13 protein-coding genes are annotated in these 16,284 nt (G+C 33.2%); 12 read left to right on the forward strand and 1 reads right to left on the reverse strand.

What is annotated here, in order from left to right; genetic code table 11:
- Positions 1-188: 188 nt before the first annotated feature.
- The 4 genes from nuoE (at position 189) to SA378_RS04285 (ending at position 6,925) form a co-directional block, all read left to right on the forward strand.
- A complete protein-coding gene (gene nuoE, locus SA378_RS04270; protein WP_318524749.1) occupies positions 189-689 on the forward strand; it encodes an NADH-quinone oxidoreductase subunit NuoE in 501 nt (166 codons plus the stop codon).
- Positions 690-736: 47 nt separating this feature from the next.
- Complete coding sequence (gene nuoF / locus SA378_RS04275) at positions 737-2,563, forward strand: NADH-quinone oxidoreductase subunit NuoF (RefSeq protein WP_318524760.1); 1,827 nt, start codon at positions 737-739, stop codon at positions 2,561-2,563.
- A gap of 15 nt (positions 2,564-2,578) precedes the next feature.
- Entirely contained in the window at positions 2,579-6,031 is a 3,453-nt protein-coding gene (locus SA378_RS04280) for an FAD-dependent oxidoreductase (protein WP_318524750.1), read from the forward strand.
- Positions 6,032-6,322: 291 nt separating this feature from the next.
- Entirely contained in the window at positions 6,323-6,925 is a 603-nt protein-coding gene (locus SA378_RS04285; protein WP_318524751.1) for a class I SAM-dependent methyltransferase, read from the forward strand.
- A gap of 39 nt (positions 6,926-6,964) precedes the next feature.
- Here SA378_RS04285 and SA378_RS04290 read toward each other — a convergent pair whose 3' ends face one another.
- A complete protein-coding gene (locus SA378_RS04290) occupies positions 6,965-7,792 on the reverse strand; it encodes a YihY/virulence factor BrkB family protein (protein WP_318524752.1) in 828 nt (275 codons plus the stop codon).
- 176 nt (positions 7,793-7,968) lie between these two features.
- On the opposite strand from SA378_RS04290, the gene SA378_RS04295 reads away from it, so the two are divergent.
- The 8 genes from SA378_RS04295 (at position 7,969) to SA378_RS04330 (ending at position 16,020) form a co-directional block, all read left to right on the forward strand.
- The gene (locus tag SA378_RS04295; protein ID WP_318524753.1) at positions 7,969-8,823 is read left to right on the forward strand and encodes a 3-hydroxybutyryl-CoA dehydrogenase; all 855 of its coding nucleotides are present in this window, start codon (positions 7,969-7,971) and stop codon (positions 8,821-8,823) included.
- 216 nt (positions 8,824-9,039) lie between these two features.
- Positions 9,040-10,710, forward strand: coding sequence for a glutamine--tRNA ligase/YqeY domain fusion protein (locus tag SA378_RS04300; RefSeq protein ID WP_318524754.1), 1,671 nt, complete (start codon positions 9,040-9,042; stop codon positions 10,708-10,710).
- Positions 10,711-10,848: 138 nt separating this feature from the next.
- Positions 10,849-12,012 carry an SAM-dependent methyltransferase gene (locus tag SA378_RS04305; protein ID WP_318524755.1) on the forward strand — a complete coding sequence of 388 codons (1,164 nt, stop codon included), beginning with the start codon at positions 10,849-10,851 and terminating at the stop codon, positions 12,010-12,012.
- A 122-nt stretch (positions 12,013-12,134) separates the two neighbouring features.
- Positions 12,135-13,280 (forward strand): class I SAM-dependent RNA methyltransferase, encoded by a 1,146-nt coding sequence (locus tag SA378_RS04310; protein WP_318524756.1) that lies wholly within the window; start codon positions 12,135-12,137, stop codon positions 13,278-13,280.
- Between the two features lie 142 nt (positions 13,281-13,422).
- On the forward strand, positions 13,423-13,848 hold the full coding sequence (locus SA378_RS04315; RefSeq protein WP_318524757.1) for an NUDIX hydrolase: 426 nt from the start codon (positions 13,423-13,425) through the stop codon (positions 13,846-13,848).
- Positions 13,849-13,857: 9 nt separating this feature from the next.
- Positions 13,858-14,850: a DNA-binding protein WhiA gene (whiA, locus tag SA378_RS04320; protein WP_318524758.1), complete on the forward strand. Its 993-nt coding sequence runs from the start codon at positions 13,858-13,860 to the stop codon at positions 14,848-14,850.
- Positions 14,819-15,085: an HPr family phosphocarrier protein gene (locus SA378_RS04325; RefSeq protein WP_019228359.1), complete on the forward strand. Its 267-nt coding sequence runs from the start codon at positions 14,819-14,821 to the stop codon at positions 15,083-15,085. The genes whiA and SA378_RS04325 overlap by 32 nt, the downstream gene beginning before the upstream one ends.
- Before the next feature lie 188 nt (positions 15,086-15,273).
- The gene (locus SA378_RS04330; protein ID WP_318524759.1) at positions 15,274-16,020 is read left to right on the forward strand and encodes a peptidylprolyl isomerase; all 747 of its coding nucleotides are present in this window, start codon (positions 15,274-15,276) and stop codon (positions 16,018-16,020) included.
- Positions 16,021-16,284: the final 264 nt, after the last annotated feature.

The raw sequence follows: 16,284 nt of genomic DNA on the forward strand, positions 1-16,284 counted from the left end.
AAATTTTGCATGCTTCTGTTGATAATATCAAAAATTGAAATTTCAATTTGAGAATTAAGACAATCCGAAAGTAAGAAATTGATTTACCTTTCAGAGCTGCGTGAATTTGTTATAGATTGACTTTTTAAGTATGGGTATGTATAATGTTGATTGTATATAATTAAATAGCAAATATGGAGGGTACTAAATTGCAGAATGAATTTATTCAATCGAAGAATAGTGAATTTGCAGAGCTTAAAGCTTATATAGATTCAGTAAAAAATTCACAAGGCATATTGATGCAAACTTTACAAAAAGCTCAAGACATTTTTGGTTATTTGCCTTTAGAAGTACAACAATTTATTTCGGAAGAAACAAACATACCTTTAGCGGACATTTATGGAGTTGTAACATTTTATTCACAATTCACGATAGAAGAAAAAGGTAAGCATAAAATTAGTGTATGTTTGGGAACGGCATGTTATGTAAAAGGTTCTCAGGAAATCATGGATAAATTATCTGAAGAGTTGAATATTAAGGTTGGAGAAACTACAGAAGATAAAATGTTTACCCTTGAAGCAACAAGATGTTTAGGCTGTTGTGGTCTGGCTCCTGTAATGATGGTTGATGATGATGTTTACGGAAAGATGGAACCTAAAAAAGTACATGAAATAATTGAGAAATATAGAAAACAGGAGGTGCAAGCTTGAAAACATCAGATAAACTGAAAGAGGTTGGAGTAGAACCAGTTACAAATATGAAAAATAGTGATGTTGACAATGAAATAAGAATTGTTGTAGGCTTGGCAACATGCGGAATATCAGCAGGTGCAAAACCTGTTTTAAGCGCCTTAGCTGAAGAAGTTGAAAAAAGAAACTTAAAAAATGTGCAGGTTGTGCAAACGGGCTGTATCGGTATGTGTACTTATGAACCAATAGTTGAAGTATATGTTCCGGGGAAAGAAAAAGTAACATATATATATGTTGATACAAAAAAAGCAAAAAGGATTTTTGAAGAACATATTTTACACGGAACAGTTGTAAGCGAATATACAATTGGAGCAACTCAAAGTTCATCCAATTCTAATACAGAAGAGTACCTTCTTCTCAAGGATATTCAGTTTTATAAAAAGCAAAAAAGAGTTGTCCTAAGAAATTGCGGTGTTATTGATCCTGAAAATATCAATGAATACATTGCAATAGACGGTTATATGGCCTTGCGGAAAGTTTTAACAAAAATGACTCCTGAAGAGGTAATTAAATTAATGAAAGATTCGGGCTTAAGGGGAAGAGGTGGTGCAGGTTTTCCTACCGGAGTGAAGTGGAGCTTTGCAGCACCAAATAAAGCTGATCAGAAATATATTATATGTAATGCTGACGAAGGAGACCCGGGTGCATTTATGGACAGAAGCGTTCTTGAAGGGGACCCTCATGCTGTATTAGAAGCGATGGCAATTGCTGGATATGCAATTGGAGCAACTAAGGGTTTTATATATGTAAGAGCAGAGTATCCGATAGCTGTTCACAGATTGCACATTGCAATTGAACAGGCAAAAGAAATGGGACTTCTTGGAAAAAATATATTCAATTCTGGTTTTGACTTTGAAATAGAAACAAGGCTTGGTGCCGGTGCATTTGTGTGTGGTGAAGAGACAGCGCTTATGCAGTCAATAGAGGGTAGAAGAGGAATGTCAAAAGTAAAGCCTCCTTTTCCTGCCAATAAAGGCCTTTGGGGTAAACCAACTGTAATTAACAATGTTGAAACACTGGCAAACATTCCGCAAATTATTAATAATGGCCCTGAATGGTTCAGAAGTTTCGGCACTGAAAAATCACCAGGAACAAAAGTATTTGCACTGGGTGGAAAAATTACGAATACCGGTCTTGTGGAAGTTCCAATGGGAACAACTTTAAGAGAGGTAATCTATGATATTGGCGGAGGCTGTCCAAACGGTAAAGAGTTCAAGGCAGTACAAACCGGAGGTCCTTCAGGAGGTTGTTTGACAAAGGATCATCTTGATACACCTATTGATTATGAAAACCTTTCTGCTGTTGGCTCAATGATGGGTTCCGGTGGAATGATAGTAATGGATGAAGATAATTGCATGGTTGATATTGCAAGGTTTTTCATGGATTTTATAGTTGATGAATCTTGTGGAAAGTGTACACCGTGTAGACTTGGAACAAAAAGAATGCTTGATATTTTGGAAAGAATCACTCAAGGCAATGGTACAATGGAAGATTTGGAAGAACTTGAAAGCTTGGCAAACAGTGTTAAGGAATCATCCCTGTGCGGTCTTGGGCAAACAGCTCCGAATCCAGTATTGGCAACGCTGAGATATTTTAAGGACGAATATTTAGCACACGTCGTCGACAAAAAATGTCCTGCAGAACACTGTAAAGCTTTGTTGACTTATAAAATTAACAAGGATATATGTACCGGCTGTACTTTATGTTCAAGAAAATGTCCTGTAAATGCTATTGAAGGCACTGTTAAGAACCCTCATGTGATCAACCAGGAATTGTGTATAAAATGCGGAAATTGCTACAGCGTATGTAAATTTGGCGCTGTGGAAAAAAAATAAGAGGGAGGAGCAACCGTGGCTTTAGTAAAACTTAATATTGATGGAAAAGAAATAACAGCTGCAGCTGGAAAAACAATACTAGAAGCAGCTTTAGAAAATAATATCGAAATTCCAAATTTGTGCTTTGATAAAAATTTGGAAGTTTATGGCGGATGTGGACTGTGTGTGGTAGAAATAGAGGGGCAGCCTAAGCTAGCAAGATCTTGTGCAACGCCTGTTTCAAACGGATTTGTAGTAAGAACGAATACTAAGAAAGTTAAAGAGGCAAGAAATACTGCTCTTAACCTGTTGGTTTCAGAACATATTGGAGACTGTAAAGCTCCATGTACTTTAAATTGTCCTGCTCACACAGATGTGCAAGGTTATGTGGGTTTAGTCGCAAACAAACAATATAAAGAATCTTTAAAATTAATAAAAGAAAAATTACCTCTTCCGGCAAGTATAGGTAGAGTTTGCCCTCATCCATGCGAAAGTGCTTGCAGAAGGCAGTATGTGGAAGAACCTGTATCAATTGCTGCTATAAAGACATTTGCGGCAGATTACGATTTGAATTCAGATGATGTATATATTCCAAGCGTGAAAGCTTCTACAGGAAAAAAAGCAGCAGTAGTAGGAGCTGGTCCTGCAGGTCTTTCGGTAGCATATTTTCTACTTCGTGACGGACATGATGTTGAAATATTTGAAGCAAAGAAAAAACCGGGTGGAATGCTTAGATACGGCATACCTGAATACCGTTTACCGAAAAATATTGTTGATGCAGAAGTTGCTGTTATTGAAAAAATGGGAGTAAAAATTAATTATGGAGTAAAAATCGGAGAAGATATTTCTCTTAAATATTTGCAGGATAAATATGATGTAGTATTTCTTGGAATTGGAGCATGGAAAAGTTCACCTATGAGATGTGAAGGCGAAAATACCAGTGGAGTATTGGGAGGAATTGATTTCTTAATAAAAGTAGCTGAAAATAATCCTGTTCAGTTAGGTAAAAAGGTAATAGTTGTAGGCGGTGGAAATACTGCGATGGACGTAGCAAGAACAAGCATACGCCTTGGAGCTGAAGAAGTTAGAATTGTTTATAGAAGAACCGAAGATGAAATGCCTGCTGAAAAAATAGAAATAAAAGAGGCTAAAGAAGAAGGAGTAATTTTCTCATTTTTGTTTGCACCTTCTCTAGTTGAAAGTGATGGAGAAAAAGTAACAGGATTAAAATGTGAAAAAATGCTTCTTGGCGAAAAAGATGCATCCGGAAGACAAAAACCAATGCCTACAGGTGAATTTATAACATTTGAAGCAGATACAATAATTGCAGCCATTGGGCAGGAAGTTGACTGTGGCAGTATTAATGTTGGTCAAGGTAAAAAGAAAAATATCACTATCAATGAAGAAACTTTCGAAACTAATATTAAAGGTGTTTTTGCCGGAGGAGATGCTGCTACAGGACCTAAGATAGCAATTGAAGCAATCGCACAGGGGCAGCATGCTGCAAAAGTGATGAACAGCTATCTTGAAGGTAAAATCATTCCGTATAAAGATTTGCCTCTTGTTTACACTGAGGTTACAAAAGAAGATTTCAAAGATAAAGAAAAAGTACCTAGAGTTGAGCACAGAACTGTTGAAGCTTCAATAAGAAAGCACAATTTTCAACCAATTCTTCCGACAATGACAGAAGAAGAAGCTGTGAAAGAAAGTTCAAGATGTCTCGAATGCGGTTGTAAGGATTACTTTGATTGTAAATTAGTTAATTACATTAAAAAATACGAAATTGATACAAAAAAATATCATGCTTTAAATAAAAAGAAATTTAAAGAAACTGAACATCCATTTATTTCACAAAATGTTGACAAGTGTGTGCTGTGCGGACTTTGTGTAAGGACTTGCGACGAAGTTGTTGGAGCATCAGCGCTTGGTTTTGTAGAAAGAGGAAGTGAAACATTTGTAGCACCTGCTTTTGAACAACAATTAAAAGTTACTGACTGCATATCCTGTGGAAGATGTATTGATGTTTGCCCAACAGGTGCTTTGCTTGACAGAAGAGAAAACATCAAAGAAATTCCATTGGACTTAACACAAACTCAATCTGTATGCAGCTATTGCTCAGTTGGATGTGATGTCGTTTATGAACACAAAGATAATGTTGTTTATAAGGCAACAACCCCAAAAGATAATGAAATTCCAATTTGCGGGAAAGGTAAGTTCGGTATAGAACACATAAACAGCAGCGAAAGATTAATTGCACCAAAAGCAAGAATTAAAGATAACTATGAAACTATATCGCTGGATGTTGCTTTATTTGAAACGGCTAAACGCTTAAGAAGCATACAAAATATGTATGGAGATAACCAGGTTGCATTTGTTGTATCACCTAAATTAACAAATGAAGAATTGCTTAATATAAAGGCTGTTACAAATGAATTAAATACAAAATTAAAGGGATCATTTACAATTGATAAAGAACCGGGAATTGAAACAGTCTTAGGCAAAAATAAATCAACAATTACATTTGACGAATTGGATGCTTCTGATTTAATAATTTCTGCAGGGCAGTTATATGAACACAATCCGTCTGCAGGAATGAAATTGAGAAGATTATCTAAATCCAGAAAAATCATTTCAGTATCAATAATTGAGACTAAGACTGATAAATGGTCTCACAAAGTAGATGTTAATGATTATGAATTATTCTTTGTTCAGGTTTTAAAAGCAATGCTTGAAAATGGTGTTATAAAGAAAGATGTTGTCATGGGCTATCCTAATGGCGAAAATCTTCTTAAGACTCTAGAAAAAGTTGAGGTTCTTCCACCAGCTGATTCTGTGGCTGAAGCATTTAAGAAATCTAAAAAACCTGTTATAATCGCCGATTCAAATACAGTACAAAATGAAGCATTGAAAGTATTGGCTGACATTACTTTGCTCACAGGAAATAAAAATAAACCTCACAGAGGTTTGATAGTATTAAAAGCTAAATCAAACAGTCAAGGTGCTTGGGATGTTGGATTTAGAACTTCAGGAGAAGAAATTAAAGAAGCGCTGCTTGACAATAGTATAAAAGGGCTTGTTGTAATCGGCGAAGATATAATTGGAAATAATCCTGAATTGAAAGAAGCAGTTGAAAATCTTAAATTCTTTGCAGCATCAGATATAATGGAGAACGACACAACGAAACTAGCTGAATATGTTCTGCCTCTTTGCAGTCTTGCTGAAAGCAGTGGTACAATAGTAAGCGCTGATGGCACTGCTAGAAATGTTGTTGAAGTCGTTAAGCCGCTCACCGGTATGTCTAATCTACAGATGTTTAGTAAATTAGCTGAATTGTTAAATGCAAAATGTGCTGAAAATTGTGCAGAAAATTATGAAGAACAACTTTATGTTCCAACATTCAACAGCAAAGAAAAACAATATGATGTATATGATACAGTAGAAAAAGCATTTTTGGCAAATTTAAAACAAAATTGTATAATTGCCTTTTAAATAAATAACAAATAATCATCTTTTAAAAGACCCAATCAGAGAATCAATTGTATTTCAATTGCATCTCAGATTGCAGCTTTTAAGTAAATCAAGACGCATCCAAATGACTCTTGGTTAGATGTAGGAATTTTTTATAAAAATGAGATTCTTCAGCTTTGCTTTCAGGATGATAGTGAATTAAATTCTGTCATCCTGAGCGTTAGCGAAGGATCTCTTTTTGTATCTAATAATTATTATTTGAATATTGGTCAAAATAAGTTACAATAAATTAAAAGGATATACGGAGGAAAAATGGAACAATATTTTACTAAGAGCCCTACAACGGAAAAAGAAATATATAAATTTGATTGGAACATAGGAAAAGATAAATTTTATTTTTATACAAGCAACAGCGTATTTTCTAAAAATGGTGTGGATTTCGGGTCCATGTTGCTTATTGAAACAGTTATAAAAGAAAATGAAAAATTTGGTGGAAGTATTTTAGATTTAGGATGCGGCTATGGACCAATAGGAGTTATAATTGCAAAGCTTTTAGATAACGCGAATGTAACTATGTCTGATATAAATGAAAGAGCATTAGAGTTGACTTTAATGAATGCCAAGGAAAATAAAACAGAAAGTAAAATTAAAGTCATTAATTCAGAAGGATTTGAAAACATTAAAGATACATATGATATAATTTTAACAAATCCGCCTATAAGAGCCGGCAAAAATGCTGTGTTTTCATTTTACGAAGGAGCTTATGAACATTTAAATGAAGGCGGAAAACTTTATGTTGTAATACAAAAAAAGCAAGGAGCACCAAGCACAGAAGTTAAACTTGAAAATATTTTTGGAAATTGTGAAACAGTAGGAAAAAAATCCGGGTATTTCATATTTAAAGCGGTAAAATAAGAACGAATATACAGTGTGTTATCTATGAGTTTCATATAGTTAATGTTTATCCTTGCGTTTTGAAGATAAATAGTTTACTTCAGCACCTGCTAGAAAAACAATTGATAACATGTATATCCATATTATGAAGACGAAGACACTGGATAAGTTTCCATATATAGTATTGTAATATAAAATCCTTCTGCTTATATAATGAGAATAAGCGTAGGAACCAATTATAAAACCTGCTGTTGCAAATAATGCTCCTGGAAAAACGAATGAGAACTCAACTTTTTCATAAGTTAAGAATTTGTAGGTAGCAGAAAATGTAACAAACAGCAAGACAAAGGGCATGCCATATCTGAAAATATTAATCAGTACATAATTAAGACTTGAAAATAATTCTATATTTTGTACAAAAATTAACAGCTGCCTTCCTGCTACAATGAGAGCAAATAAAACTTGCATTGTTATCATTATTGCCAATGCAAACAATATTCCCCTTATTCTTAAAAATAAGTAGTTTTGTTTTACAGAGAAACCATAGGCTTTGTTAATTCCATTTATAATAGTTGCGCTGCCTGAAGTTGCTGACCACAGTATTACTAACATGCTAAGAGATAAGTATGTCTTTCTGCAGCTTGAAATTGAGTAACGCACAACACTGAGTATAATGTTGTAAACATCTTGAGGCAAAAATGCTGACAGCGAGTTTAGAATATAATAAATATAACTGCTGTAATTGCATAGCAAAGATATTGCTAAAATTAAAAAAGGAAACACACCCAAAATAATAAAATAAGAAAATTGAGCGCTTAAGGCAAATATTTCGTCTTCTATTATTTTTCGCAATAACTTCATAATTAAAATTATAATTTTTTTAAACATTTTCTCACCAATAATATTTAGACGTTTTATTTATTATTATCTAAAATGCAATTATTATGAGTTGCACAAATGTTAAACATTTATCAATTTATTTAAAATTCTTGATTATACTAATATAGAGTGTTATAATGTTAATAGGCGAAAAAGGACAAATGTCCAAGAAATTAGGAGGGAAAATGGAAATTAAAAAGATATGTGTTGTTGGAACAGGAACAATGGCAAAAGGAATAGTGCAAACATTTGCGCAGGCAGGTTATCCTGTGGTAGTAAAAGGAAGACCGGGAAAAACTTACGATACTCTGGAAAGTTCAATTGGAAAAGGACTGGAAAAGTTAGTTTCAAAGGGAAAAATGGAACAAACTAAGATGGATGAAATACTTGGGAATATATCAAAAGCTGTTACATATGATGAGTGTAGTGATGCTGATTTATTTATTGAAGCTGTTGCAGAAGATATGGAAACAAAGCATGTGATTTTCAGCGACATTGAAGCAATAGCAAAGGAAGATGCTATATTGTCAACAAATACATCTTCATTATCAATAACTGAAATTGCAGCAAAATCCAAAAGACCTGGGCAGGTAATAGGAATGCATTTCTTTAATCCGGTTCCTGTTATGAAATTAATTGAAATTATTAAAGGGAAACTTACTTCTGAAGAAGTTCATTCTGCAATATTTGCTTTGTCACAAAGTATCGGCAAAACTCCTGTAAGCGTAGAAGAAGCTCCGGGATTTGTTGTAAACAGAATACTTATTCCTATGATTAATGAAGGCGTTGGAATATTAGCAGATGGAGTTGCTACAAAAGAAGAAATAGACACAGCAATGAAATTGGGAGCAAATCATCCGATGGGTCCATTAGAGTTGGGAGATTTAGTTGGACTGGATGTATGCCTTGCAATTATGGAAGTTTTGTATAATGAATTCGGTGATCCAAAATACAGACCACATCCATTACTTCGAAAAATGGTAAGAGCTAATTTACTTGGAAGAAAAACGGGTAAAGGATTCTACGATTACAGTAGATAAATAATCAGTAATATGGAACAGTCTTTGTACTGTTCTTATTTTTATGTTTTAAATTATTTTTTAAAATGGGATATAATAAATATAATGGAATATTTAACTTGAAATAAAGATGTTCATTAAGTATAATAAAATTTGTTAAAATAAATATTAAAATAATTTATTATTTCATTTAGAAATGTAGTATACTTAAATATAATATAATTCAAGGAGGATAAAATGAGCGAAAATAATATAGAAAACAGGGAATCGGTTAATTTTATACAAAAAATCATTAATGAAGACCTCGCTAACGGAGTTTATGGAAACAGGGTGCAAACAAGATTTCCTCCGGAACCAAATGGCTACCTCCATGTAGGTCATGCTAAGTCAATATGCTTGAACTACGGCCTTGCAAAGAAAAATAATGGTATATTTAATTTAAGATTTGATGATACAAATCCAACAAAAGAAGATGATTCTTTTGTTGAATCCATAATTAAAGATGTAAAATGGCTTTGCCCGGATTGGGAAGAAAGAATATTTTTTGCTTCGAATTATTTTGAAAAGATGTATGAATACGCTGTGGAATTAATTAAAAAATCATTGGCTTACGTTGATGATTTATCAGCAGATGAAATAAGGGAATATAGAGGAACATTGACTGAACCAGGCAAACAAAGTCCTTGGAGAAACAGATCAATTGAAGAAAACTTAGAATTGTTTGAAAAAATGCGCAATGGAGAATTTGAAAACGGAGTAAAAGTTCTTAGAGCAAAAATTGATATGGCAAGTCCTAATATTAATATGAGAGATCCTGTAATATACAGAACACTTCATGAATCTCATCATAACACTGGGGACAAATGGTGCATATATCCGATGTATGATTATGCTCATCCTATAGAAGATGCCATTGAAGGAATAACACATTCAATATGCACATTGGAATTTGAAGACCATAGACCATTCTACGAGTGGCTCTTAAATAATCTTGAGGATTTCAAGAAAGCTCCTACAAAACAAATAGAGTTTGCAAAATTATTCCTTACAAAGACTATGATGGGAAAAAGATACTTAAAGAAAATGGTTGAGGAAGGATATGTTGACGGATGGGATGATCCTCGTATGCCAACAGTTGCAGCTCTTAGAAGAAGAGGATACACTTCAGAAGCTATAAACAATTTCTGTGAAGCTATTGGCGTTTCTAAGGCACAAAGTGTTGTAGACATTGCCATGTTAGAGCATGCTGTAAGAGATGATTTAAGTCTTAAGGCACCAAGGACAATGGCTGTTTTAGACCCCATAAAACTTATAATAACAAATTATCCTGAGGATGAAGTTGAATATGTTGAAGCAGAAAACAATCCTGACAATCCTGAAATGGGTTCAAGAATGATTCCTTTCTGCAGAGAAATATATATTGAAAGAGAAGATTTTATGGAAATTCCTCCAAAAAAATATGTTAGGCTTTTCCCTGGAAATGAGGTAAGGCTTAGAAATGCATACTTTGTACGCTGTGAAGATTTCGTTAAGGACGAAAAAGGCAATGTAATAGAGGTTCATTGCACATATGATCCTGAAACAAAGAGCGGCTCTGGTTTTACAGGAAGAAAAGTAAAAGGAACTCTTCATTGGGTTTCTGCAAAACATAGTGTGGATGCAGAAGTAAGACTTTATGACTACATGATGGAAGACCAAGATTATGATAAAACTAATTTTCTTGAAAAACTAAATCCTAATTCAAAAGTAGTGTTAAATAATTGCAAGGTAGAACCTACCATGAAAGAACATAATGCTGGGGACAGATTCCAATTCTTAAGGCATGGGTATTTTATCATAGATCAAGATTCAACAGCTGACAATTTGGTATTTAACAGAATAGTGTCGTTAAAAAGCAGCTACAAATAGCAATTAAAACTTTAAAATGAACAACTAATAATTATTTACTTATGATACAGTATATTTATGTCATCCTGAACGATAGTGAAGGAACTTATCTTTTGACAGCAAATTAGTTATAGTGTATTTTAACGAGAGGGTGTAATATTGAATATAGATGAAATAATTAAAAATAGTTTGTCAGAGAACAAGTTTATTTATGGTGTTTTTACAACACCAAGAAATAAAACGGAAAACCCATATAAAAAAATAACAGCTAGACCGGTTTCAATTAAAGGAGAAAATATAATTCAGCTTGAAAAATTTACTGACAAACAAGCTTTTCATGAAAATTACTCATTCGATGAAGCTGCTGATAGAATTGTAAATTTAATTGTAAATGAATACAGGAACATCAATATTTTTACAGAGGATTCTGACTTTCAATTAATGGTCAGCAAAAAAGGCAGCGTTAAAGTTACGGAAAAAGAACCTTCTAAAAAACAAAATATAGACGAACACAATAAGCAAAAACAGTACATTATACAAGAGCATGAACGCTGCGATTTTCTTTCCTATCTTGGAGTAATGAACAATGATGGTGATGTATATGCAAAAAAATATGACAAGTTCAAGCAAATTAATAAATTTCTTGAAATAGTGGATGATTCTTTGAAAGATAAAAAATTAGAAGATGATTTTATGATAATTGATTTCGGCTGTGGAAAGGCATATCTCACATTTGCGCTGTATTATTATTTTTATTTTATAAGAGATGTAAAAGTTAAAATAATAGGGCTTGATTTAAAGGAAGAAGTAATAAAATTTTGCAATGAAACAGCAGAAAAACTTAACTATGATCAGCTTGAATTCATGTATGGAGACATACGTGATTTTGAATACAAATCAAAAGTAGATATGATTGTGACGCTTCATGCGTGTGATACTGCAACAGATGCAGCTTTAGTAAAAGCTGTTAAGTGGAATACAGACATTATTTTGTCTGTTCCATGCTGCCAACATGAATTTTATGACAAAATAAAAAATTCCGACTTAGAACCAATGTTGAAACATGGGCTAATAAAAGAAAGAGTATCTTCTCTCGTTACGGATTCATTAAGAAGTTTGTTTTTGGAAACAAAGGGGTACAAGGTGCAATTGATGGAGTTTATTTCGATGGAACACACGCCTAAAAATATATTAATAAGAGCTGTTAAAACAAATAAGGAGAATAATAAGTCAGAGAAAGAATACGAAGATTTCAAAAATTTCTGGAATCTTAATGATTTATTTATAGAAAAGTATTATGAACAATTAGAACTCAAGAAGTAAATGTTAATAATTATGGAAATAATTTGTTCTGAGGCATGAGTTATCAAATATTTTTTCTGTCATTCTGAACGAGTGAAGAATCTCAGAATTTGTAGGGTGGTATTTATCGAGAAAGGGAAAGTATGGAAAAAATAAAATTAGCTGCAATTTGTGCCTTTGGATTAGAGGCAATTGTAAAAAGAGAATTAACAGATATCGGATATGAAAATGTAGTAACGGACAACGGCTGGATGTATTTTGATGCAGAAGTAGAGGATATAGCAAAGACAAATATAAATTTAAGATGTGCAGACAGAGTGATGCTTGTAATGGGACAGTTCGAAGCATTAAGTTTTGAAGAACTTTTCAACAAAACATATGATTTGCCTTGGGAAAAATGGATTACAAAAGACGGACAATTTACAGTAAAAGGAAAATCTGTCAAGTCACAATTACACAGTACTCCTGATGTTCAGTCTATAGTAAAAAAAGCAGTTTCAAAAAAACTTTGCGAAGAATATGATGTTGAATGGATGCCGGAAACAGGCGCTGAGTACACAATACTTATTTCAATACACAAAGATGTGGCAACACTTTCTATTGACACAACCGGGGCGAGGGAAGGGCTGTTCAAAAGAGGATACAGAGCAAAATCAACAGCAGCACCTTTGAAAGAAACAATGGCGGCTGCCTTGGTAAAGCTAAGCTTTTGGAATAAAGACAGAGTTCTTTACGATCCATTGTGCGGATCTGGAACAATTGCAATAGAAGCTGCCCTTATAGGAAGGAACATTGCTCCGGGACTTAATCGTAGTTTTGCATCTGAAAGCTGGCCTGTTGTAAAGGATGAATACTGGAAAAGAGCAAAAATTGAAGCTAGAAAAAATATTGACCTTGACTCTGAAATTAAAATTTATGCTTCGGATGTTAGCGAAAGAGCAATAAAAATTGCTAGGGAAAATGCAATTGAAGCGGGTGTTGATGATTGTATTGAGTTTTTTGTGAAAGATGTGCAGCAGATAAAAGAGCCAATTTGCTCAAATGGAATTCTAATTACTAATCCTCCATACGGAGAAAGAATCGGTGATGAAAAAGATATAGAAATGATACACAAAAAACTAGGTCAGGTTTTTGGCAGGGATAAAACTTGGTCAACTTATGTTATAACAGCTGTTGAAAGTTTTGAAAGGGATTTTGGAAGAAAGGCAGACAGAAAGAGAAAGCTTTTCAATGGCGATGTGAAAGTTGACTATTATCAATATTTTGGCGAAAGGCCAAAACAAGATTAAAAAAATGTTTTCCTTTTGTGAATAATTTGTATTAAAATAAGTTGAAATATATTGTTTTTTATTGTACACTGTAAATATATGTTTGATTTTTTTTAATATTGTGTTATTATATAAAGCACAATATTAAAAAGGTGAGGCAGATATGGTTGAAGAAGTAAGTGCTGGGGGAATCGTTTTTTTCAAGAACTGCATATTGATGTTGAGAAAATTTAACGGAGATTGGGTTCTTCCGAAAGGTAGAGTTGAAGAAAATGAATCGCTTAAAGAAACTGCTTTGCGAGAAGTTTTTGAAGAAACAAAGGCAAAAGTTACAACAATTAAATATCTTGGCAAAATAAATTATGAATTCAATCGAACTTGTTACACAGATAGGATTCATATAAATAAGGAAGTGCACTGGTATTTAATGATGGCGCGTAATATGAATTGTACCGCTCAAAAAAATGAAGGATTTGTAGAAGCTAAATTCCTTCCGTTTGAAAGATCATTGATAATTGCCAGATATGATGATGAGAGAAAAATTATTAAGAAAGCCGTTGAAGATATTAAATTTCATTGTTATAAATAAGGTGATGGTATGACTTTTTCTTCAAAGATTAAAGATGAATTATCCAGGACAGAGATAAATGATATTCTCAGCGCGAAAGCAGAAGTATCTGCTTTTGTCAGAACAATGGGATATATAAGCTTGAAGGGTTTCAATAAGATTGAGATTGAATTTTCAACAGAGAATGCAGCAGTTGCAAGAAGAATTTTCAAACTTCTGAAAATTGCTTATGGAATCTCTGCTCAGGTCAGCGTGGAGAAAACTAACAGATTAAAAAAACATAATAATTATATCATTAAAATTGAAGATAAATTAGCTAAGAAATTTTTATTGGATACGAGAATTGCCAAAGACGATTTTGGTATTATGACATTTGATTATGGAATTCCTGATGATTTAATTGAAAATGATTTATGCAAGAGAGCTTACATAAAAGGCTTGTTTATGGGATGCGGTTTAATAAGCGATCCTGAGAAATCATATCATGCAGAGTTTGTAAGCAGTCGAGAAGAACAAAGTAAAGGTATTTGTGAATTGCTTGAAAGCAATGGCATAGTTGGCAAAACTATTTACAGGAAAAATAACTATGTTACATATGTAAAAGAAAGCGAACAAATTTCTGATTTGTTGGCATTGATGGGTGCGAATAAAGCTGTTTTGGATTTTGAAAATGTTAGGGCAGTCAAGGAAACTCGAAACCAAATTAATAGAGTTATAAATTGTGAAACAGCAAATCTTGATAAAATAGTAGACACATCAATGAGGCAAATTAACAGCATTAAGGTATTAAAGAAGTATAAAGCTATTGATAAGCTTCCTGATCATCTAAGAGAACTTGCATATTTAAGATTGAAGCACAGTAACGCAAGTTTAAAAGAACTGGGACAAATGCTAAATCCACCCCTTGGAAAATCAGGTGTGAATCATAGGTTGAGAAAAATTGAGGAAATTGCTGAAGATTTATTAGAACATGAGAAAAGAGGTGTAGAGAATGAGATCACAAAAAGTAATATTAAAAAATAAGATTGGATTGCATGCAAGACCGGCAGCTATATTTGTGAAAAAAGCAAGAAACTTTGACAGTGAGATTATTATCAAAAAAGGCATTCAAGAAGCTAACGGTAAAAGTATCATTAGCATAATGGCTTTAGGAGCAATGAAGGGCGATGAATTAATTATCATTACTAAAGGTTCTGATGAAGATAAATGTATTGCAGAATTATCTAATTTATTAGAATTTATGGAAGAAGAAGAATAGTAAAAAGAATATAGAGGGTGAGAGCCCTCTTATTTACTGCGTATGCCCTAACCATATTTTTACGAGCGATAGCGAAGGAAAAATGGCGGTAGGTCAACCACAATGAGTTCCCAAAATATGCGACCGGAGGGAGCAGATATTTTGGTGAACGAGACTGTGTATTAAATATAAAATTTTAGGAGATAATAATGGAAAATAAAGTGTTGGCAGTAGTGGATGGAAGAGAAATAAAAGAATCCGATTTAAATACATTGATGAATAACTTGGGACAAAATGCTACTTATTTTAAAGGACCGGATGGCAGAAAGAAATTAATTAATGAGTTAGTAATGCATGAATTAATGTATTCAGATGCTTTAGAAAAGGATTTAGAAAAGGAAGATGAATTTATTGATGTTATGAACACAATGAAAAAGTCTATGCTGCAGCAATATAATACAAGAAAAATGTTCAACGAAATTGTTGTGACAGATGAAGAATTAAAAGATTTTTATGAAAAAAACAAAACTCTTTACAAAAGAGATGAGATGGTAAAAGCAAGTCACATACTTGTTGATTCAGAAGATAAAGCTAATGAAATATTAGAAGATATAACAGATGGATTATCTTTTGAAGAAGCTGCAGAAAAATATTCAAGCTGCCCTTCTAAACAAAATGGCGGAGATTTAGGTCAGTTCGGAAAAGGACAAATGGTAAAACAGTTTGAGGATGCTGCTTTTTCAATGGAAGTTGGAGAAATAAGTGAGCCTGTTAAAACACAGTTCGGATACCACATTATTAAATTAACTGAACATATACCAGCAAGTAATTCAGAGTTTGAGGAAGTATATCAAGAAGTAAAAGATAATTGCTTTGTAGAAAAACAAGAAAAAGTTTATTTGAATAAAAAAATGGAATTAAGTAAGAAATACGAAGTAGAAATATTTGAAAAATAGTTTAAGTAGTTAAGCCCTGCGAATGTGGGGCTTTATATTAAGAAGATTTTTCTGGTAATGTCTAAATTAAAAAATAGGAAAATTGTTGATAATTTTTCACTTTTTTCAATATGAAATAGTATATTTTAAAATAAATTATTGCAAAAGCAATCTTTTTGTGATAACATACTTAAGCGATATAAAATATGCGGATATGGCGGAATTGGCAGACGCGCACGGTTCAGGTCCGTGTGGGTAACACCGTGCAGGTTCAAGTCCTGTTAT

It is taken from the genome of Sedimentibacter sp. (assembly GCF_033447055.1).
Taxonomy (GTDB): Bacteria; Bacillota; Clostridia; order Tissierellales; family Sedimentibacteraceae; genus Sedimentibacter.